Consider the following 21,287-nt stretch of genomic DNA (forward strand, 5'->3'; position numbering starts at 1 on the left):
GTTTTATTTGCATCTATCTGATTAAAAAGGACTTTAACACTTGTTCTAGCAACGCACCGTCAGTTGGCACATCGCTTGCTCTTCCTGCTCCAGGGCCGCCACGCCCCTACGTGCGCGGCTCTGCTCACTACAAAAACAAGGCAGGAGGTGCCTGTGCTAGGCCTGATGATGAACTTCGACCTGAGTATCACCGCGATCATGCGGCAGGCGCTCATGGTTGCTGCCGATCGAGAAATCGTCTCGCTGCTCTCCAGTGGCCAGGTACATCGCTACACCTACGCAGATGCGTTCGCTCGCGCAGGTCGCCTGGCCAACGTGCTGGATGCGCTGGACTGCCCCCCGGATGCGCGGGTCGGCACTCTGGCCTGGAACGACCACCGGCATTTCGAGCTGCATTATGCGATCCCCTGCTCAGGGCGGGTCTGCCACACCATCAACCCCAAGCTGTTCCCCGAGCAGGTCAGCTACATCATTCGCCATGCCGAAGACGACCTGCTGTTCGTCGACCCGCAGTTCGTGCCGTTGCTCGAAAGCATCCAGCATGAAATCGGCAGCGTGCGTCGCTATATCGTGCTGTGCGCGCAGGACGCACTGCCCGCCAGTTCGTTGCCCAACCTGCTCAGCTACGAAGCGCTGCTGCAGTCGTGCAAGGCAAGCTACGACTGGCCCGAGCTCGACGAGCAGCGCAGCAGTGGGCTGTGCTACACCTCCGGGACCACCGGCAACCCCAAGGGCGTGCTGACCAGCCATCGCAGTACCGTGTTGCATGGCATGGCGCAGAACATGGCCGACAATGTCGGGCTGCGGGCACTCGATGTGGTCATGCCCATGGTGCCGATGTTCCACGTCAATGCCTGGGGCATGCCCTACAACGCGGCGATGGTCGGGGCCAAGCTGGTGCTGCCGGGCCCTTGGGTCGGCGATGCGGGCACCATGGTGCAGTTGATCAATGACGAACACGTCAGCTTCTCTCTGGCGGTGCCCACGCTCTGGGCCAACATTACCCAGCATCTGGACAACCACGGCGGGGCCATCCCCTCCTTGCAGCGCGCCGTCAGTGGCGGTGCCGCCTGCCCGCTTTCACTGATCGACGCCATGCACCGCCATGGCGTGGCACTGGAAAACGGCTGGGGGATGACCGAGCTCAGCCCAATGGGCAGCTACAACCGGCACCAACCCTGGTATGACGTGTTGCCCGACGAGGCCCGCGCCAGGCAACTACTCAAGTCAGGCAGGGCCTTGTTCGGCATCGAGATGCGCATCGTCGACGAAGCCCTGCACCCCCTGCCCCACGACGGCCAGGCCTCCGGCTCGCTGCAGGTCCGCGGCCCCTGGGTGCGCAGCGGCTACTTCGGCGAAGCGCCCTGCGAAGGCTGGTTCGATACCGGCGACGTGGCCACCATCGACCCGCGCGGCTACATGCTGATCACCGATCGGATCAAGGACGTCATCAAGTCCGGCGGTGAATGGATCAGCTCGGTGGAAATCGAGAACGCCGTCATGGCCCACCCGCACGTTGCCGAGGCGGCTGTGATCGCGGTTCCCCATGCGCGCTGGAGCGAGCGCCCGTTGCTGGTCATCGTCCCCAGGCACGCCGAAACCGCCCCCACTCACGCGCAGCTCATGGCGTTCCTGGACGGCAAGATTCCGAAATGGTGGATGCCGGACGCCTGCGAGTACCTGGACGAGCTCCCCCATACCGCGACCGGCAAGGTCAGCAAGAAGATGCTGCGCGAGCGTTTCGCCAACACCCTGCAGCGCTGACAGAAGCACCTCTGGCACATGGTCCCGCTCACGCGTTGCCCAACGCATCAGCGGGCCGATCCTACAACAAGAACAAGCGGAGCCAGCATGAACATCACGCCCCCCAGCACTACCCAACACGCCCAACGCATCCTGGCCAACCCCAGGTTCAAGGTGCTTGTCCAGACCCGCTCGAAACTGACATGGCGCCTGAGCCTGGTGGTGCTTTGCGCCTACTTCGCCTTCATGGGCGTCGCCGCCTGTTGGCCTACCCTACTGCATGCTCGACTGCACCAAGGCAGCCACCTCAGCGTGGGCATCGCGGTGTCGACGCTGCTCATCCTGAGTGGATGGCTGCTGACCGGCTGGTACGTTCACCGCGCGAACACGCATTTCGACAGCCTCAGTGCCAGCATCGTCGAGGAGAGCCAGGCATGAAACGTCTCAGCGCCCTGCTCTGCCTGGCCTGCCTGCAACCTGCCGTTGCCGCGACGGCCGGCGCTGCACCACCGAGCAGCCTCAACCTGCCGGCCATCGGCATGTTCTTGCTGTTCGTCTGCATCACCTTGCTGATCACCGCGTGGGCCGCCCGGCGAACCCGCTCCGCCAGCGACTTCTATACAGGCGGTGGAGGCATCGGCGGGCTGCAGAATGGCCTGGCGATCGCCGGCGACTACATGTCGGCTTCCACCTTGCTCGGCCTGTCCAGCATGGTCTTCGCCAAAGGCTATGACGGCCTCATCTACGTGACCGGGTTCTTCGTCGGCTGGCCAATACTCACCTTCCTCATGGCCGAGCGCATGCGCAACCTGGGGCGCTACACCTTTGCCGACATCGTCTCCTTCCGGCTCGACCAAAGACGTGTGCGGGTACTGGCCGCCTGCGGTTCGCTGACGGTGGTGTGCTGCTACCTGCTGTTGCAGATGGTGGGTGCCGGCCAGTTGATCAAACTGCTCTTCGGCCTGAACTACAGCGTCGCGGTGGTCGTGGTCGGCTTGCTGATGCTGGTGTACGTGATTTTCGGTGGCATGCTCGCCACCACCTGGGTGCAGATCACCAAGGCAATCCTGCTGCTATTGGGCGGCACGGCACTGATGCTGCTGGCCCTGGCACCCTTCGACTTCAGCCTTGAACGCCTGGCGCAGCGCGCGATTGAAACCCATGCGGCCGGTTGGGCGATCATGGGCCCCGGCAGCATGCTGGCCAACCCGGTGAATGTCGCGTCCATGGCCCTGGGCCTGGTGTTCGGCCTGGCGGGCCTGCCACACATCCTGATGCGCTTCTTCACCGTGCCCAACGCTCGCGAAGCACGAAAGTCGGTGTTCTATGCCTCGGGATTCATCGGCTACTTCTTCCTGGTGGTGGCCGTACTGGGTTTCGCCGCGATCGTCGTCGTCGGCACCGACCCGAGCTATTTCGTCGATGGCAAACTGGGCGGAGCATTGCTCGGCGGCAACAATATGGTTGCCATGCACCTGGCCAAGGCCGTTGGCGGCGACCTGTTCCTCGGTTTCCTGTCCGCCGTGGCATTCGCCACCATCCTGGCCGTCGTCGCAGGACTCACGCTGGCCGGCGCCTCCGCCATCTCCCATGACCTCTACGCCATGATCATCAAGCGCGGCGCTGCCAGCGAGGCCCAGGAAATGCGCGTGTCCCGGGCTGCCGTGGCCGTGCTGAGCGTGCTGGCCATGGCCCTGGGCATGTTGTTCGAACAGGTCAACATCGCCTTTCTGGTCGGCCTCACATTCGGCATCGCGGCCTCCGCCAACTTCCCGGTGCTGTTCATGGCCATGTACTGGCAAGACCTGACCACCCGAGGCGCCATCTGCGGCGGCCTGACCGGGCTGGTTTCGGCGCTGGGCCTGGTGATCCTGTCCCCTACGGTCTGGGTCACCGTGCTGGAGCACGAACGGGCGCTCTTCCCCTATGACCACCCCGCGCTGTTCTCGATGCCATTGACGTTCCTGGTCATCGTCGTGGTCTCCAAGCTCGACCGCAGCGCCAGAGCTGTGAAAGACCGAGACGGGTTCCACCATCAGCTGGTCCAGGCGCAGACCGGCCTGGGGACCGCGGGCGCCCACGATCACTGACATGCGGCCGTGTACGCACGCGCGCTGCCTTTCAACAACATCTGTTTCCAAGAGGTAAAGTCCATGCCCGACTACAAGGCGCCCTTGCGCGACATGCGCTTCCTGCTCAACGACGTGTTCGATGCGCCAACCCTCTGGCAGGCGCTGCCAGCCCTGGCTGAACGCATTGACAGCACGGTGGCCGACGCGATTCTCGAGGAGGCGGCAAAACTCACTGCGGGCCTGCTCGCCCCACTCAATCGCCTCGGCGACGAGCAGGGTGCGCAGTGGGAAAACGGCGTGGTGAGGACCCCTGAGGGTTTTCGTGAAGCCTATGCCACGTACGCCGAAGGCGGCTGGGTGGGGCTGGCCGGCAACCCCGAACACGGTGGCATGGGCATGCCCAAAATGCTCTCGGTGCAATTCGAGGAAATGGTCTACGCGGCCAATGCCAGCTTTGCCCTATATTCGACGCTGTCCGCAGGCGCCTGCCTGGCCATCGACGCTCACGCCAGCGAAACACTCAAGGCCAAGTACCTCCCGGCAATGTACGAAGGGCGCTGGGCCGGCTCCATGTGCCTGACCGAGCCCCATGCAGGTAGCGACCTGGGGCAGATCCGCACCAAGGCAACGGCCAACCCCGACGGCAGCTACGCCATTACCGGCACCAAGATATTCATCACCGGCGGCGAACAGGATCTCACCGAGAACATCATCCATCTGGTGTTGGCCAAGCTGCCCGGCGCCCCCGCCGGATCACGCGGCATTTCACTGTTCCTGGTGCCCAAGGTGCTGGTCGACCACGCGGGGCAACTCGGTGCGCGCAATGCCGTGGCCTGCGGCTCCATCGAACACAAGATGGGTATCAAGGCCTCGGCCACTTGCGTGATGAATTTCGACGGTGCCACGGGCTGGCTGGTAGGCGAAGCCGACAAGGGCCTGGCCGCCATGTTCACCATGATGAACTACGAACGCCTGTCCATCGGAGTGCAGGGCATCGGCTGCGCCGCGCAGTCCTATCAGGCCGCCGTCGACTATGCGCGCGAGCGTCAACAAGGGCGAGCCCCGCAAGGCGCGCAAACGAAGGGCGCCGCCGCCGACGCCATCATTGTCCACCCTGACGTGCGTCGCATGTTGCTGACCATGAAGGCCTTGACCGAAGGTGGTCGTGCCTTCGCGACCTATCTCGGGCAGTACCTGGACATCGCCAAGTACGCTGCCGACGCACAGCAGCGCGCCCGTGCCGAAGCCTTGGTGGCGCTGCTCACGCCCGTCGCCAAGGCATTCTTCACCGATACCGGGCTGGAATCCTGCCTGCATGGCCAGCAAGTATTCGGCGGCCATGGCTACATTCGCGAGTGGGGTCAGGAACAGCTGGTTCGTGATGTGCGCATCGCGCAGATCTATGAAGGCACCAACGGTATCCAGGCGCTGGATCTGATCAGCCGCAAAGTGCTGGCCAACGGCGGTGAGATGTTGTCGTTGTTCGCAGAAGAAGTCCGCGCCTTCGTGGCGGCAGCCCCGCAGGAAACCTTCAGCCGTCATCTGCTGGAGGCACTGGGGCAACTGGAGGCCCTGTCCTATCATCTGATCGACATCGCCAGGACCAACCCTTACGAACCAGGCGCCGCGGCCGTCGACTATCTGCATGTCTTCGGTTACACCGCCTACGCCTACATGTGGGCACGCATGGCACGGGCCGCCACCGGAAAGGAAGACAGTTTCCATCAAGCTAAACTGGCCACCGCCCACTTCTACTTCGACCGCCTGTTACCGCGCATCGAGTCCTTGATAAGTGCTGCTCGCGTGGGAAGTGCCTGCCTTTACGTGCTGGACGCCGAACAGTTCTGAGAGATCGGCGCTGCAGCGCAGCGCCGCCGGGGTCTGGCCTGGAAGGCCGACCCCGACTGGCCAGGGCCGCGAAAATCCAACGCCATCATCCAACTCAGCACATTCGACGATACTGGGTGACTTGCGCCGGCCCCTGCAGCCATCCGGAAACCTGGACCAACGCAGCCTCGAGGTGTTCGGATTGCCAATGCAGCGCTTCGGCCTCTTCGTCTTGCCAGACTTCGAAGGATGTCAGCTGCAAGGGATTTTCCAGCGACTGATAGTAGCCATAGTCCAGACAACCCGGCTCTTGCAGGGTAGCTTCGCTCAAAGTGGTCAACACCTCGAGCACAGATTCGAGCCCTTGGGCTTTGACCAGGAAGCTGGCGGTGACATACAACGTGGACATCGGCGGGTTCTCTGCGTGGAAATACATTGTGTGCCGTAGCCGGGATCAACACGCAGCCAAGCCCCGGCCAACGGCCGCCATCTGCTGCTACTTGAGATAGTTGTGCACGACCTTGCCGGGCGCCAGCATGAAGTTGCCTAGCGTATGGCGCACTGACACGATCTCGCGAACGGGCAGCGCGGCGATCGGGACCGCCTCGTGATCGAACAGCTCGAGGCTCGCGGCCCCCGTCCAGGCTTCCTTGAGCTCTACCGTCGAATATTCGAACCTTACCAGTTCGGCAATACGCGCTGTCTTGCCGTCCACATCGGGAATGACTTTGAGAACAACCCCGGGAGTGCGCATGGCCGCCGCCGCTTGCGCCAGGTCGACCTCCTGGTACTTGTAGGCCATGCTGGCCCTGGCCACCAACGTGCCGTCGTACTCGAGCGTGCCGACATAAGATTCATTGTTTTGCCCAACACGAGGATGGCCGTATTTCTTGGGCAATCCCCAGACCTCGCGGCCCAGCATGATGGCGGTGACATTCTCGGCCACCATGAGCGGGCGAAAACTGACAGCCTCGTCCCCCAGAAAACAAGCGATGCTCTGGGCGAACTCGTAGTAGTCGCCGATCCCAGGCGCAACCATCCAAAGGAATGAAAGGCTGACGAGCGGGTCCTTGACCATCAATGGTTCAGGCACCATTGCCCGCGCGAGCTCGACATCGGTGCGATAAGTTATCGTCAGTGACGGGCGGTCCAGAAACCAACTTGGTGGTTGCGGGTAAGCCGGCGAAACGACTGGCATCGCATAAGCCTTTTGACGAACGCTTTCAGGCGTCCATGGCGTGTCGGCGGCAGAATTCGGAAGATAGAGCCCGCCCGACGAGCGAGTGGAGAGCTGCGTGCCATTGAGCGACTGGGCGAGCAAGGGTGACGAAGCGGCCACAAGCCCGATGCCTGCCGTCAGTAAAACCTGCCTACGTGAAAGATCAACTGGACAGTTCATGACTGTTGCCTCCAAGCGATAGTTTAGAAACAGCGGGTCGTTACAGCGCCAGAGGAATGGCTTCCTCAACTGAGTTGAGTGTTTTTATTGCGGCCAGCTAGCCAAATTGTTTTTTACCCAGGGATTGAAACCACGTGGCGTTATCCCAATAGGCCTTCATCGCCAGAATCAGGCCGTCGTCAGCAAGGCCAAGAATGAAGACATGAGGCAGCTCGAAGCTGCGCCCCAGGTTTTCAATGCCAAATGCATCCTTCGCCTGAGTACCGCGAATAGTCACTTCGACTACAATCGTTTGTGCCTGCTCATCAACATAGCGCGCAGTCACCTGATTATTCAAATCGGGAAATGCATCAATCAGTGCCCCCCATATTTCAAGACCAGCGACATGTACCGGTCCCTCCAGGCCAATGGGAACATAATCAATTCGACCCTGTGGAGAGAAACAGGCCAGCATGCCTTGAAGATCATGAGCGTTATAACGCGAGAAAAAGTGTTTGGCGATGCCTAGGGATGTTTGCATCTCAATCTCCTCGATTCATCAGCCGACCTATTGGTCAATACCGATTTCAAGCGCCTCCATTTTTCTACAGCATCCTTGGCTGGTTCAATTAAGCTATCGTTCCCATACGTCCGACTGCTCTTTCTTTACCATTTCTTCAGCACTGACTGGTCGAACAGTACGATAGCTGGGCTTGTCCTGTTCAATCACCGCAGTGATCGCATTGATCATCTCGGCAGGATCATGCTGACGATTGAGCTCACGCACCGGCCAATGAGCGACAACCCTGTCACCCTGGTCCCACCACTGGTCCATGCTCTCCATGCCCGTGTCATTGAAGCCCGTGCGGTACGCACCCGGGTTGACCGTCACTACTTCGACGCCGTAAGGCATCAGTTCATCGTGCATTGCCGAACAGATGCCTTCGACCGCATGCTTGGAGGCGGCATACGCCCCATCGAAAGGCACTTTGACTAACCCGGCCACCGACGACGTCCAGACGATCCGCCCATGGCCGCGCTGGACCATCCCCCGAGCAAAGCCTTGCGCCAACTCAAGGGCGGCAAATACGTTGGTCTCAAAAACCGAACGAAACACTGACATTGGTATTTCGATAATGGGACCCGACTCCATGATGCCCGCATTGTTGAACAAGACATCGATTTCGATTGCCAGCGCATGTTTGCGGTCAATCTCGTTGAGGACATCAAGTTTGATAACCTGCATCTCAATCCCGGCCAACAACGCAGCGTTGCGCAGCTCCCACACCTGCGGCCATATCTGGCATCCAGCGATCACCTGGTGCCCACGCTCCGACAGCGCCCAGGCCACGCCTCTTCCAAAACCGGTTGCCGCGCCTGTCACCAGCACTTTTTTACCCATCATATTGGTCTCGACCATGACCAAGGTCGCCGTTGCGAATAGCGATCTTGATCGCTTGAGCAGTTGTAGCGACACCAACATGGCGCCGCGCCGCACGAAGAGGGTTCTCCACAGTACGCTCCGACAAGCCCGGCGTCACCGCAATATCAGCATGCCGTGAACCCGCAGCCGTACAAGTCAACACCTCGCGCTCGCGAACGGAAAGCTGTCGGACACCTCCAGCATGGGGCGTTTCCAGCCATCGGCGAGCGGCATTGAAAGCATCGGTGGCCAATACCAGACGAGCGTCGGGGCTGCTATCTACTTGATTGCCACCCGGGCCGGAATCATTGCCCTGCGGCCTCTTTCAACAGTTCAGCCGCCGCCAGCTTGCCTAGAGCGTTACCCGCCAACGGACTGTCGCCGGTCAGCAATTTACGGTCCTTATGCACCGCTCCAGAAATATCTTTGTTAATTATCTCAAGGCCCAACGCCTCTAGTTTTTCACCAAACTTCCAGGTCAAGTGACCCGGCATATAGCCAATGTCCGGCGTTTTCGCATCCAGGTCGTCAGGGAACGCACAAATCTTGTACCCGTTGAAAATATAGTTTTCTCGGCCCCCACCCAAACCTGCAGCAATAAGCGCAGCCGGGCCATGACACAACGAAATCACAAACTTGTCATTCTTGGACGCCCACTCAAGCACCTTTTTAACATCGGGACTTTCGGGCAACCCGATCAGTGCGCCGTGGCCACCGGGAATAAACACGCCGATGTAATCGGAATCGTCACCCAGTGCCTGATCGATTACTTCAGCCAGTTTTTTGGGCTGTTTAAACTTATCGCGATATTTAGCGTACAGCCCCTTCACTTCGACGTCTTCTGATGGCATCGCCCAGAACTCGAACTTGACCGGATTGCCAGACAAGGTCGCAATGTCGAATTTGAACCCTGCCTTATCCAGATGGTACATCGGCAGCAGCGTCTCAACAGGGTGATTGCCTGTAGAGAACATGGTGCCATTATCGGTCAACAGATAACGCTCGTCAGCGCCGATGACCAGTACCTTCCACCGGCCACCTTTATAGGGCGCAGGATAGTCGGCACCACTGAGATCGGATTTTGGCGAGGTGAACTGGCTTAGCGAATAAGGCGAGGGGAAAAACGCATTGTCCTCTGCGGGATCTTCGGTTGGGCGCTTGTCTTCAGCTTGCGCATTAGTCATGGCTTACTCCGTCGTGGCTGGCAAAATAAGATGTTCATCCTAGGGGGCCACCCATCCCGACAGCAATGAGGGTTTTCCCCTAACCAAACAGCTCCTCAACTGAGATTCAGATTGAAATTTTAGTGCAGCATCAAGGCGGGTGGAATAACCCGACCGATGGCTTCGATCACCCACCTTCGACCTGTACGGAAGGCTGATACCAGGTGTCCAGTCCCGGAGAGTCATGGTGCATATGCGCCAGCAGAAGGTACGCTTGACCCCGTGGCCGCTAGGCATGCGTTAGGCTTTGTACGAAAAGTGCCTGCGCGACGATCATGCTGCGTTGAAAACAGGCTCGGAATGCTCATTTACAACCAGTAAACTCCGCTTCCTCGCCTGTTTTCGCCTTGCCTGATCGCCGCTCGGCGACTTTTCGTACAAACCCTAACACCACCGGCAAGCATCAAAGCCAGCCCCGATGCGGTGGCGCCAAACCAGGCCGTCAAGCCGACAGCATTCCATGTGGGCTCCCCTCCGAACGCAGCCACATCAGAACGTGCAAAAAGAATCCGCGCAAATGCCACATCGACCCAAGCCACTACAAAGATGCCTTGGCAGGACAACGCCTTGAGCAAGTATGCGAACACATCCGCAAGCACCGCCGATAGAGCAGCCATATGCATGAACCCCAGAGCCAGCCAGAGGTTGCAGCGCGGGCAGCCGCCCCCGCACCGAAGTGCGGCGTTGGCTTGCCTTTTTGGCTTTGCCCACGCGGTGCGGCGGGCGGATCAGGTAGGGAACAGCTTGCTCAGACAGCTGAGTTTTTTCTTGTAGGAACGTCGGGCTTGCAGCGCCTCTTCAAGCGTCACCGCGACGAAGCGGGCCTTCTGGTTGGGTTGCATCTGACCGACCAGATCGAGGTCGGCGCTGATCACCGTGCCGATCATCGCGTAGCCGCCACCGGACACGGCATCGCGGTGCAGAACGATGGGCTCGAGCCCTGCCGGCACCTGGATCGAGCCGATCGGGTAGCAGCTGTCGACGATGTTCGAAGGATCGGAGCCGGCGCCGAACGGCTGCTCGCGAGGCTGGAAGCTCAGCGGACTGCCACCCTTGAAGCGATAGCCGATGCGATCTGCCTCCGAGCCGACGGTCCAGGCTTCGGCGAAAAAACTGTCCGCCGCCGCCAGGGTCAAGCGCTCGTAGTACAGCCCCGGCACCACCCGCAGGGTGATCTCCCCTCCCAGCGACTGACGCAGCGCCATGGGCAGGCTCGCCCCGACACGACCCTTGCCGCTGTCTATGCCTACCGGCAGTTCATCGCCAATCGCCAGCCTGCGCCCCTGGAAACCACCCAGCGCCCCCAGCGCGTAGGTGGAACGACTGCCGAGCACCACCGGCACATCGATACCGCCGGCCACCGCCAGATAGGCCCGCGCGCCAGCCTTGGGAAAATCGAAACGCAGCACTTGCCCGGCCTTCACTTCGAAGGCGGTGTCCAGGTGCATGTCCACGCCATCGACCTTCGGCGTCATCTGCGCGCCACATACCGCCACCAGGGCGTCCTGCTGAAATTCCAGCTCCGGCCCCAGCAACGTGCACTCCAGCGCCGCCGAATTGGCCGGATTGCCAACCAGCTGGTTGGCCGCGCTCAGGGCGTACTGGTCCAGCGCCCCGGAAGGCGGGATACCCAGGTGGTAGTAGCCTTCGCGGCCGAGGTCCTGCACCGAGGTGGCCAGACCGGGTTTGAGTACCTTGATCATGCCAGCGCCTCCTGCAGCGACTTGGGATAGCCGATCGGGTCGGCGAGGAACGCATCGAGCGAGAACTCCACTGGACGGATGCGCAGATCGAAGCGCCCGGCTTCGACCTCGGCCACGGCGTGGTCATACGCTTCGCGGTCCATCGGCTTGAACTGCACGATGTCGCCGGGACGGAAGAACACCATGTGTTCCTTCAGGTACGCCAGGCTCTGCCGCGGGTCGTAGATCGGTGCCGGGGTGACGCCAAACATCTGGTAGCCACCGGCACCGCGTACCGAGTAAATGCAACCGAAGCAGCCGCCATGGCCCAGGGTCAATTTCGGCGTGTCGGTACGCGGTCGCAGGTACTTGGGCACCTGCAACTGGCGTTCGCGCTCGACCATCTGGAACATGAACGGCAGGCCCGCCACGAAGCCCACCATCGAAACGAACCACGGCGCGCCACTGTGGGCGGCGATGAACGCCTCGACGTCGGCCAAGCCGTTGATGCGCGCGGCGTACTCCAGGTCCGTGGCGTTCGGGTCCTGGTGGCGGTCGCGAAAGCGCATCAGGGTTTCGTGGGTCCAGGGATCGTTGTAGAGCACCGGGATCTCGATGATCCGGGTGTGCAGGGTGCGCTCGGCCACGGCCTGGACCTCGGCCCCCTTCACCGCTTCGAGCAGATCGGCCGGCGCGATGCGATCCGGGTCGAAGCGGACCTGGAACGAGGCGTTGGCCAGGCACACGTCGAGCACGCCATCGAGGGCCAAACGCTCCACCGCACGGGTGACCGCCATGCCCTTGAAGAAGGCTTCAAGGGACATGCTGTCGCTGACTTCGGCGAACAGGTGTTCGTCGGCGCCAAAACTGTAGCGAATCGCACTGCTCATGCTGCACCTCCGCTGCGGCGCTCGGCCAGCCAGGTTTCCAGAGTACCGGTGTGGAAGTCGGCGCTGTGCAACCAGGGTTGCTCCAGCAGTTCGCCGTGCAAAGACAAGGTGCTGGCCATGCCGGTCAGCGTGGTCTGCTCGACCGCCAGCCGCGCGCGGGCCAGGGCTTCGCTGCGATCACGGCCATGAACAATCAGCTTGGCCAGCAGCGAGTCATAGTATGGCGGTACCCGGTAGCCTTCATACAGATGGCTGTCGACACGCACGCCCTCGCCTTGTGGCCAGTTCAGCGCTTGCACAAGCCCTGGGCTTGGGAAGAAATCCCGCGCGGGGTCTTCGGCGTTCAGGCGCATCTGCAGGGCCGCGCCGTTGATCGCGATATCGCTTTGCTTGAGTCCCAGTGGCTCGCCACCGGCAATGCGCAACATGGCCTGGACCAGATCGATACCGGTGATCAGCTCGCTGACCGGATGTTCCACCTGGATCCGTGTGTTCATCTCGATGAAGAAAAACTCGCCGGTGGCGTCGTCGTACAGGTATTCAAGGGTGCCGGCGCCCTGGTATCCCAGCGCCTCGGTCAGGCGCACGGCGCTCGCGCAGAGGGCCTCGCGCTGCGGCGCAGCGAGGACCGGCGACGGCGCTTCTTCGAAGATTTTCTGTCGACGGCGTTGCAGCGAACATTCGCGCTCGAACAGGTGCACCGCCTGCTTGCCGTCGCCCAGCACCTGCACTTCGATATGCCGGGCCTTGCCGATGAAGCGTTCCAGATACACCGCGCCATTGCCAAAGGCGGCCTGGGCTTCGCGCTGGGAGCGGGGGAATTCTTCGCGCAACTGTTGCGGGTTTTCCGCCAGGCGAATGCCGCGTCCGCCCCCTCCGGCCGAGGCCTTGATCAGCAGCGGGAAGCCGACGGATCTGGCGGCCTCGACCGCCGCCTCCACATCGAACAGTTCATCGGGAGATCCAGGCACCACCGGCACGCCCGCCGCTTGTGCGGTGCGCCGGGCCTCGGCCTTGTCACCCATGCGGCGGATGGTCTCGGGGCTTGGGCCGACGAAGATCGCTCCGGCGGCGAGTACCGCTTCGGCGAATTCGGCGTTTTCCGAAAGAAAACCGTAACCGGGGTGGACCGCGTTGGCCCCGGTGGCCTTCAGGGCAGCGAGCAAGGCCTCGACATTGAGGTAGCTCTTGTCAGCGCGGGCCGGACCGAGGATGTGCACTTCGTCGGCCATGCGCGCGGCCTGGGAATCGACGTCTGCTTCGCTGCACGCCGCCACGGTTGGAATCCCCAGCGCTTTCGCGGCGCGGATGATCCGCACGGCGATCTCGCCACGGTTGGCGATCAGCAGTTTACCAATGCCTTGGGTCATGGTTGTGCCCTCACGCGTCTTCGAGTGTAGCGATGACCTGACCCGGCTCCACCGGATCACCGTCTTCGACCAGAAACGCGTCCAGGCGCCCTGCCGTACCCGCGGTCAGTTCGGAAAACTGCTTCATGACCTCGATCAGGCCAATCACCGTGTCGGCGCTGACGTTGGCACCGGCCTCGACGTAGTTCGGCGACTCCGGGGTGGCCTTGCGGTAGAAAGTCCCCGGCAACGGGGTGATGACGGTGTGCTGCGCCATGTCTGTTCCTCTTGGAATAGTTGTAGAAAGGCAGGCAAGTAATCTGTGTGGCGAATAAGCCCTGGCGTCTGCGTGCCAGGTGTCTTCGGTGGCTTTATCGCGGTGCGCGCACCTTGATCCCCGCGCCATCGAGCGCGTTGCGGGTGGCCTCGACCAGCGCCAGGGCACCGGGTGTATCGCTGTGCAGGCAGATGGAGTCGAACTCGATCGCCAGGTCTTCACCTTCCACCGTGCGCACCACGCCTTGCTGACAGGCGCGCAGTACCCGCGCGGCTACTTGCGCGGGGTCGTAGGCACGCACATTGCGGGTGAAGACGATGGAGCCGCTGATGTCGTATTCGCGGTCGGCATAGAACTCGCGGATCACCGGTTGGCCGAGCGCCCTGGCGATACGCCAGATCGTCGAGTCGGGCATGCAATACAGCAGTAGTCCAGGCTCCAGGCGCTGCAGGTTTTCCACCAGCAAGCGCGCCGCTTCTTCGTCCCGGGCCAGGTGCATGTACAGCGCGCCGTGAGGTTTGATGTGTTGCAGGGCCACGCCTTGGACTCGGGCGAGCTCACGCAGGGCGCCCAGCTGATACAGCATGTCGTCCACCAGCTCCTGGGCCGATGCATTGATGTGGCGGCGGCCGAACCCGACCAGGTCGCGAAAGCCCGGATGGGCGCCGACGGCCACGCCCAGGCGCTTGGCCTGCTCGACAGTACGCCGCATGGTGCCGGGGTCGCCGGCATGGAAACCGGTGGCGATGTTGGCCGAGCTGATGAAGCCCATCAGTTCGCTGTCGACGCCATCGCCGATAGTCCACGGACCGAAGCCTTCGCCCATGTCCGAATTGAAATCTACTGCCTGCATGACACTCGCTCCTGACGCTTGTGACTTCATGCAGAGCACGTTAGATTCCTGCCACCCCCTTGGGAAGATCTATTATCGGAGGGGATATCTTCTGAAAATCAGATACCTCCTCAAGCGGAGTGTTCCATGTCACTGACCTTGCGCCAGGTTCGCTATTTCGTCGCCACCGCCGAGATCGGGCAGATCTCCCAAGCGGCGATTCATCTGAATATTTCCCAGTCGGCGGTGACCACGGCGATCAAGGAGCTGGAGGGCATGCTCGGCACGCTACTGTTCCAGCGCTCGGCCCAGGGCATGAGCCTGACCGATGCCGGACGGCACTTTCTCAATCGGGCCTACGTGATCTTGCGCAGCGTCGACGACGCCCTTAACAGCCCGCTGCCGGACGTTCGCGCCACCGGCCTGCTGCGGGTAGCGGCCAGTTACACGGTGATCGGCTACTTCCTGCCGCACCACCTGCAACGCCTGCAACACTGGCACCCGGACGTGGCCATCGAAGTGCACGAACGGGAGCGCCAGGCCATCGAGCAAGGCCTGCTGGAAGGCGAGTTCGACATGGCGGTGGTGCTGACCTCGAACCTGACCCACCCGGACATCGTCTCGAAAACCCTGTTCAATTCCGAGCGCCGGCTGTGGCTGCCCAGCCATCACCCGCTGTGCGAGCGCTCGGCCGTGAGCCTTGCCGACGTCACGCGCGAGCCCTTCATCCTGCTTACCGTCGACGAAGCCGAACAAAGCGCCATGCGCTACTGGGAACATGCCCAGCAGCAGCCCAACGTGCGGGTGCGCACCAGTTCTGTGGAAGCTGTGCGCAGCATGGTGGCCAACGGCAGCGGCGTGGCGATCCTCTCCGACCTGGTACACCGTCCCTGGTCGCTGGAGGGTAAACGCATCGAAACGGTGACCATCACCGACAAGGTCACCCCCATGAGCGTCGGCCTGGCCTGGCATCGCGAGCGGGAATTCAGCCCGGCGATGCACGCGTTCCACAATTACTTCCACGACGCATTTCTGGCCCCGCAACAACTTTCTGCGCGGCGCTGAAAGCAACGAAGGCATATTTGAGTGATGGGCACAGAGCGGCCCATCTTGTCCCCACGCTGTCCACGCTCACTGCCTGCCCTGGTATCGAACCCGCTGCTCGGCGGTGTTCGACCTGAAGTACAACCACACTGCCGTAAGTAACAGTGCGAACAAGGGCAAGCCATGGAACAAGACAATGACCAGCGTCAGCGGCCATGACGAGTAGAAGGGGCCGACCAACAACATGCCGACGCCAAACCCAACCATCTGGCTCAACGTCAGCAAGCTGAACAGCGGCAGGCGAAGGCTCTGCGGCTCGCTCTGCGCTCGCGATATCAATGCCACCTCCGCCACCCCGTCACCCATCCCGGCCCACACGATGAATGCCAGTGCCCAATGCAATTCGCTTTGCTGAAACGTGACAATGAACGCGCTGGACATCAATGCGACCCCCAGCAAGAACGCTCGCTCCAAGCGTTCGCTGGCACGCCCCTGCAGCCGGCGACTGGCAAAGCGAGCCCCAACGAACTTGCCAAGGGCCCAGACCGCCAGCAGATAGCCCATCACGCGCGTCGACTCGCCGGGGTCGATATCCTCGGCCAGCAGTGGAAATCCCACGTTATGGGCCGCACTGCCCAAGGTGTCCAGCAAGCTGATCAGCAACATCACGGCCAGCACTGGCGCGCCACGAAGTCCTCGAACCAGCTCACGCCACTGGTCCGACAGCGTGCCACGCTCCTGCTGCGTTGACGGATACAGCACGGTCAGCGGCAGGATCAGGCCAGCAGCAACCACGTAGGTGATGACGTTCACCGTGAAGATCATCTGAAAGCCGCCAGCGGCCATGATCAGTCCGGAGCACAAGCTGCCCAGCACCGCGCCAGTCGCGCCCACGGATGTGAGCCAGGCATTGGTCGCCACTCGCTGGTCGGCCGCCACCCAGATGGGCAATTGGCTATTGAGACCGATGGCGAACAACGAATTGCCAAGGCCTATGCCAAAGGCAATGAATGGCAATAGCATCAGTTGCTGAGCCGACGGCAAGAACAGCAATGGCGTCAACAGCGACGCTCGGAACAAGTCCAGAAAAACCAGCGGCACGCGCCCAGTGAAGCGTTGGAACAACGCAACGCCGAGCAGGCTGGCCACGATGCCTCCGAAGACCCGGCAAGCGAGAAATACACTGACAGCGATTGCGCTTTGACTGAGCCAATAAACATAGGTGCTCAGCGCCACCATGTTGAGGAAGGCGCCAAAGTCCGAAATGCTTCTGGCAACGATGATCAAGCCGCGGTTTCGATTGGACACGTTCAACTCGTCATCGAGCGTCATGGCACGTCCCCCCAAGATCATCAGGGAGGCAGCGCATGCCCACCACCAACATATCGCGCCACGCCGGCGCCGCACCGTCCACCTGACGCACTTCCCCGGCTCGGTGGTAGACCATGCGGTCGTGGACAACAAGGGTATCCAGGAACCTTTCCAGGGGCACGCTCAATACCCGACTTTGCACATCGTCGTTGGCATAGACCTCAGACAGCACCGGTTGTGCATTGGAGGTGCCGATAAAGTGCATCGACACCCAATCCAAGCCATCCTGGTGAATACCGGAGGTCGTCGGACTGCACGCATTGCCATCCGCCTTCACGCGAAACTGATGTATATCGATGCTGAAGGCGCGATCACCAAACTGAGCCACCGCCATGCCAATATCGACAGCCAGGATCTGTCGGGTGATGGCGTGGGAAATAAAACCCTCCTCGGCATAGGACAGGACATTGGTCCCCTTGCGATAGTCGACGGGGTAAATGACCGGAGAGATGAAATCAACCTCCTTGTTCAACCGCAGTCGCCCTCCTGGCAGCAAGTGGTAGCGCAAGATTCGCCGTTCGCGGTGGGTATAGGCCTTGTAAGCCTCGTCCCGTACCAGGTTTGACCAGTAACCGCGAAAGGACTGCGCCTCTGCTGGCCCAACTTGGATCCCCTCGCCGAAATCTGCGAGGTGGCAGTAATGTTTTTCTCTCAGTTCCTCTGACGCCTGCTGGATATCCACGATTCATGCCTCGGCCAAAGGATGAATGACAGGTTTCAGGCACTTGCTGAAATGCTCATGCAGCGCGTGTGCATGCGCGGCATCATCGACACTCGCCCAGCACTTGAGCAGGTAGTGCTCCTCGATGTCGGCATTCAGATAACCGCCGCTCTCCTGTACGGCGTACTCCTCGACCCCATCGCAATCATCAAGATGCTCGAGGCCTTCGAACCCTTCGAAAGCGCCACTTTCTTCAGGGTAGATAGCCAGCATCGCGTAGCGCTGTCGCGACTGGCTTGCCTTGAGGGTATGCGCCTCGAGGTCCAGGCTCGCGGGAGGGTCGCCCAGCAGTAGCGCTATATAGAAGGCGTAGGGATCCATGCCGGCAAGATCGCGCAAGGCGGCATTGACGTACAAGCCGCCGAGCCTCGGGTTGATTTCAATCGCGACCGGCCCGTCCGCACTCATGCGGAATTCAAAGTGCACCATCGAGTTCGTCATCCCGACGGCGCGCAAGCAATCCTTGGCATATTGGCGGATGTCCTCGCACTGGGCCTCGGTGAACGAGACCGGCGGCGTGATCAGCAAGTTCTCGAGGATGGTGCCGCTACGCTCGGTCAGGATCAGCTTTTCATTGATCAGCATGGGGTGAATACGCTCGTCGACGATGGCGCACTCGACGGTTCCTTCGATCCCCTCGATATAGCCCTCAAGCAAGATGCTGCGACCCGGAATGTAGTCGCGCAGCGGTTCACCCTGCTCCGACAGTGTATGCGCGGCCCCGTAGAAATCGGCGCACGCAGCCTCACCATGCTGGTGCAGGTAGCGCGCGTAATGGGCGCTCAGTTCATCCCAGTTCGAACACTTCTTGATAAATACCGACGCGGCGCCGAATACCGGTTTGGCGATCAGCGGAAAGCCAATACGCGCCGCCGCTCGAGCCAGCGACTGTTGATCATTGCAAAGTTCGAAGGGCACCGAGCGCAACTGCTGCTTTTGCAATGCCCGACGCATTAGGAATTTGTTATTGCAGGCGGCAATGGCGTCGGCACAGCTATGCACCAGACCGAGTTGCCTGGCGACTTGCGCGACGATGAGCCCGACTTGCCCACGCGCCGAAGCATGCCCGGCGTGGCAAAAAATAGCGCGAATCGTGTATTGACCGCCGAGGCGCTCGAGCAAATCCAGAAGATCGGTTTCGCTCAGCGTATCGAGGAAATAAACATCGTCACTGGTTTCGTAGAGGCGCTGCAATCGACCGTGTTCCGATAACGCCGCGGTCAGACACGTCAGGCCCCGCGCGCGCGCCGCCGCGAAGTGCGGTTCGGCGTAGCGATAGCGTCCATCAGGGCTATCGTCGACATCGACGAAGAGAATGGCATCTTGTTTCATGATTGTTTTTCGCTCCATCTCAAACGGCAGCCGTTTCGTCGTGCCAGGTGCACCATTGACCCTGCCAGTTCTTGAACCGGTAGTAACGCTGCCCTTCGCGCGTCGTAAAGTGCGGAAAACTTTCAGGCGCCTCGAGGTCCACTAGCGGCACCGTGAATTTCCCTTGCGCATGGGGCAGGACATATTCAGGCATGGCGATATTGGATATCCGTCGCTTTAACCGATTCATGAGTTCGACCGCGTTGCCGACCGTGGTCTTGTACGCCGACGCCCCCGGCGAGAACGGCATGAAGTGATACAGGTAATAGGGTTTCACACCCATGCGATAAAGCTCGATGAATAGGCGATGCAGGACGTCTTCACTGTCATTGACACCACGAATAAGGGGCATATTGGAAAACACGATCGGCACACTTTGCTGAATACGTTTTACCGCCTGCTTGAATTCAGAACTCAATTCAAGGGGATGACAGACATGCACACCGAATGCGTTGACCTGATACCTGGCGAACAACGACACCAGTTCATCCGTTACCCGGTAGGGGTTGAAGCTCAATGCGCGGGAGTGGATGCGAATAAGCAGATCGTCTCGAATGGAGCGCAAGGCATCCAGGCGCTCTTCCAACCTGCGGTCTGCCAGCATGAGCGGATCGCCGCCACTGAGAATGACCTCCTCGACGTTCGGGTTGTCGCGAATGTATTGAATCGTTTCCCGGAAGGAGTCGGTGTTGGCGTTGGCCTTTTCCGTGCTCAGTTCCAAGGTCCGCAGTGCCTCGAAACAAAATTGGCAATACGCGTTGCAGGTATTGGTCAGGCGAATGATGACGCGATTGTCGTACTTGTGCTGACAGATCGGCGTCTTCATCTCATGATCCAGCTCCCAGTTCTCGGAGACGCCATCATAGTCAGCCACGCCCTTTTCATCCCAGAAGGGTACAACTTGCCGCCACAAAGGGTTCTGGGTGATAGGCTCATCCCCCAGCGATTTCCTGATCAAGTCCGCGTAATAGGGGGTAATCTGCATCTTGCGTTCTTGCAGGTTACGTTCGATGTTCGCCGTTACATTCGCGTCCCAGCCTCCGCAGGCCTGGCGAAGTGCCAACTCGTCACGTATGGAGTTCTGCTGCTGCCAGCGCCAATCAGTCCAACTTCCGACTGGGTGAATAGTGCGCTCGAATACTGACATACCCCTGAAACCTCCAGTGAAAAATTGGCAAATGCTCTAGGCGTGATCGCCCACACAACAAGAACGCTGCGCGAACGCCGCCACTGCGGCGATTGGGTCGCCGCGGCTGAAAAGTGTTGAGATATATGAGACTAGGGAAGCTAGGACTTGATCGGATCGAGCCAGCACTCAGGCGGAGCCCGAACGCACTCAGAAGTTCTCTCCCCGTCGATCAACTGCTGCCAACAAACTGCAAACGAAAAATACTGGCTATCAGTACCCATGCACTTTATTTGTTGGCGCACAGTGTTTCGCAAAAGTCCGCAGGGGGCATCGCCCTTCTCGTTGATCAACGAGTTTATCCATGCCCCCTCTCAAGCTACTTGAGCTTGAATTGCAGATCCCCCGTGAGTTTAAACAGCAATTCAACGCCCTCGGGCCAGGGGCCGTACCCGGTCTGGCCATTGATATGGCCAGCCTTTTCCACCCAGACCAGTTCACTCCCCCAGTCCTGGCAGAAAGTCTTGGCCCGATCCTGGGTGACGTACGGATCATCCGTGCTCGCCACCATGATCGTTGGAAATGGCAGGCGTTGCGTCGACATCGGCACAAACCCTGACGTGCCTGGGGGATAGCTGGGCGCCTCGGTATCACTCGGCGCCACCAGCAATGCGCCACGCACCTTGCTCACCAGGGCAGACTGCTGCGCCCAGTGCGTGATCAAGGTACAAGCCAGGCTATGGGCCACCAGCACGACCTCTCCGTCGGCAGCGGCAATTTCCTGATCCAAGCGCGCGACCCAATCCTGCGCCACCGGCGTTTCCCAGTCCTGCTGCTCGACCCGGTGCAAGCCCGAGAACTGCCGCTCCCACTGTGACTGCCAGTGTGTTTCACCCGAATTGAACAGGCCCGGCAAGATCAAAACCCTGACTGTCATCTTCCTTCTCCTTCCAGGCTA

21 protein-coding genes are annotated in these 21,287 nt (G+C 60.6%); 5 read left to right on the plus strand and 16 right to left on the minus strand.

Annotated elements, in window-relative coordinates; genetic code table 11:
- Window positions 1-153 precede the first annotated feature (153 nt).
- The 4 genes from N5D48_RS00885 (at window position 154) to N5D48_RS00900 (ending at window position 5,663) form a co-directional block, all read left to right on the plus strand.
- A complete protein-coding gene (locus tag N5D48_RS00885; RefSeq protein WP_279880053.1) occupies window positions 154-1,764 on the plus strand; it encodes a long-chain fatty acid--CoA ligase in 1,611 nt (536 codons plus the stop codon).
- Window positions 1,765-1,851: 87 nt separating this feature from the next.
- Window positions 1,852-2,181 (plus strand): DUF485 domain-containing protein, encoded by a 330-nt coding sequence (locus N5D48_RS00890; RefSeq protein ID WP_279880055.1) that lies wholly within the window; start codon window positions 1,852-1,854, stop codon window positions 2,179-2,181.
- The gene (locus tag N5D48_RS00895) at window positions 2,178-3,833 is read left to right on the plus strand and encodes a cation/acetate symporter (protein WP_279880057.1); all 1,656 of its coding nucleotides are present in this window, start codon (window positions 2,178-2,180) and stop codon (window positions 3,831-3,833) included. The genes N5D48_RS00890 and N5D48_RS00895 overlap by 4 nt, the downstream gene beginning before the upstream one ends.
- A 63-nt stretch (window positions 3,834-3,896) precedes the next feature.
- Window positions 3,897-5,663, plus strand: a complete 1,767-nt coding sequence (locus N5D48_RS00900; protein ID WP_279880059.1) for an acyl-CoA dehydrogenase C-terminal domain-containing protein — start codon at window positions 3,897-3,899, stop codon at window positions 5,661-5,663.
- A 94-nt stretch (window positions 5,664-5,757) separates the two neighbouring features.
- Here the strand turns inward: N5D48_RS00900 and N5D48_RS00905 are convergent, their stop codons facing one another.
- From N5D48_RS00905 to N5D48_RS00960, 11 genes are all read right to left on the minus strand, one after another.
- Window positions 5,758-6,051 carry a putative quinol monooxygenase gene (locus N5D48_RS00905; RefSeq protein WP_279880061.1) on the minus strand — a complete coding sequence of 98 codons (294 nt, stop codon included), beginning with the start codon at window positions 6,049-6,051 and terminating at the stop codon, window positions 5,758-5,760.
- 87 nt (window positions 6,052-6,138) lie between these two features.
- Window positions 6,139-7,041: an acetoacetate decarboxylase gene (locus N5D48_RS00910; RefSeq protein ID WP_279880063.1), complete on the minus strand. Its 903-nt coding sequence runs from the start codon at window positions 7,039-7,041 to the stop codon at window positions 6,139-6,141.
- Window positions 7,042-7,138: 97 nt separating this feature from the next.
- Entirely contained in the window at window positions 7,139-7,561 is a 423-nt protein-coding gene (locus tag N5D48_RS00915; RefSeq protein WP_279880065.1) for a nuclear transport factor 2 family protein, read from the minus strand.
- A gap of 93 nt (window positions 7,562-7,654) precedes the next feature.
- Window positions 7,655-8,440 carry an SDR family oxidoreductase gene (locus N5D48_RS00920; RefSeq protein WP_279880068.1) on the minus strand — a complete coding sequence of 262 codons (786 nt, stop codon included), beginning with the start codon at window positions 8,438-8,440 and terminating at the stop codon, window positions 7,655-7,657.
- The gene (locus N5D48_RS00925) at window positions 8,415-8,696 is read right to left on the minus strand and encodes a helix-turn-helix domain-containing protein (protein WP_279880071.1); all 282 of its coding nucleotides are present in this window, start codon (window positions 8,694-8,696) and stop codon (window positions 8,415-8,417) included. Before N5D48_RS00925 ends, N5D48_RS00920 begins: the two co-directional genes overlap by 26 nt.
- Window positions 8,697-8,748: 52 nt before the next feature.
- Entirely contained in the window at window positions 8,749-9,627 is an 879-nt protein-coding gene (gene hchA / locus N5D48_RS00930) for a glyoxalase III HchA (RefSeq protein ID WP_279880073.1), read from the minus strand.
- 767 nt (window positions 9,628-10,394) lie between these two features.
- Window positions 10,395-11,369, minus strand: coding sequence for a biotin-dependent carboxyltransferase family protein (locus N5D48_RS00940; RefSeq protein ID WP_279880075.1), 975 nt, complete (start codon window positions 11,367-11,369; stop codon window positions 10,395-10,397).
- On the minus strand, window positions 11,366-12,238 hold the full coding sequence (locus tag N5D48_RS00945) for an allophanate hydrolase subunit 1 (RefSeq protein ID WP_279880077.1): 873 nt from the start codon (window positions 12,236-12,238) through the stop codon (window positions 11,366-11,368). Before N5D48_RS00945 ends, N5D48_RS00940 begins: the two co-directional genes overlap by 4 nt.
- The gene (locus N5D48_RS00950) at window positions 12,235-13,608 is read right to left on the minus strand and encodes an acetyl-CoA carboxylase biotin carboxylase subunit (RefSeq protein ID WP_279880081.1); all 1,374 of its coding nucleotides are present in this window, start codon (window positions 13,606-13,608) and stop codon (window positions 12,235-12,237) included. The genes N5D48_RS00945 and N5D48_RS00950 overlap by 4 nt, the downstream gene beginning before the upstream one ends.
- A 10-nt stretch (window positions 13,609-13,618) precedes the next feature.
- Complete coding sequence (locus N5D48_RS00955) at window positions 13,619-13,864, minus strand: acetyl-CoA carboxylase (protein WP_023629552.1); 246 nt, start codon at window positions 13,862-13,864, stop codon at window positions 13,619-13,621.
- Between the two features lie 94 nt (window positions 13,865-13,958).
- Window positions 13,959-14,717: a 5-oxoprolinase subunit PxpA gene (locus N5D48_RS00960; RefSeq protein ID WP_279880086.1), complete on the minus strand. Its 759-nt coding sequence runs from the start codon at window positions 14,715-14,717 to the stop codon at window positions 13,959-13,961.
- A 126-nt stretch (window positions 14,718-14,843) separates the two neighbouring features.
- Here N5D48_RS00960 and N5D48_RS00965 point away from each other — a divergent pair, with 126 nt between their 5' ends.
- Window positions 14,844-15,761: a LysR family transcriptional regulator gene (locus N5D48_RS00965; RefSeq protein WP_279880087.1), complete on the plus strand. Its 918-nt coding sequence runs from the start codon at window positions 14,844-14,846 to the stop codon at window positions 15,759-15,761.
- Window positions 15,762-15,827: 66 nt separating this feature from the next.
- Here N5D48_RS00965 and N5D48_RS00970 read toward each other — a convergent pair whose 3' ends face one another.
- The 5 genes from N5D48_RS00970 to N5D48_RS00990 form a co-directional block, all read right to left on the minus strand.
- Window positions 15,828-17,072: an MFS transporter gene (locus N5D48_RS00970; protein WP_279880089.1), complete on the minus strand. Its 1,245-nt coding sequence runs from the start codon at window positions 17,070-17,072 to the stop codon at window positions 15,828-15,830.
- Window positions 17,059-17,793: a 2OG-Fe dioxygenase family protein gene (locus tag N5D48_RS00975; protein WP_279880091.1), complete on the minus strand. Its 735-nt coding sequence runs from the start codon at window positions 17,791-17,793 to the stop codon at window positions 17,059-17,061. The genes N5D48_RS00970 and N5D48_RS00975 overlap by 14 nt, the downstream gene beginning before the upstream one ends.
- A 3-nt stretch (window positions 17,794-17,796) precedes the next feature.
- On the minus strand, window positions 17,797-19,164 hold the full coding sequence (locus N5D48_RS00980; RefSeq protein WP_279880093.1) for an ATP-grasp domain-containing protein: 1,368 nt from the start codon (window positions 19,162-19,164) through the stop codon (window positions 17,797-17,799).
- A 19-nt stretch (window positions 19,165-19,183) separates the two neighbouring features.
- On the minus strand, window positions 19,184-20,350 hold the full coding sequence (locus N5D48_RS00985; protein WP_279880096.1) for a radical SAM protein: 1,167 nt from the start codon (window positions 20,348-20,350) through the stop codon (window positions 19,184-19,186).
- A gap of 358 nt (window positions 20,351-20,708) precedes the next feature.
- On the minus strand, window positions 20,709-21,266 hold the full coding sequence (locus tag N5D48_RS00990) for an alpha/beta hydrolase (RefSeq protein WP_279880098.1): 558 nt from the start codon (window positions 21,264-21,266) through the stop codon (window positions 20,709-20,711).
- Between the last annotated feature and the right edge of the window lie 21 nt (window positions 21,267-21,287).

The sequence above is a fragment of the Pseudomonas sp. GD03858 genome, assembly GCF_029840925.1.
In the GTDB taxonomy this organism is placed as follows: domain Bacteria; phylum Pseudomonadota; class Gammaproteobacteria; order Pseudomonadales; family Pseudomonadaceae; genus Aquipseudomonas.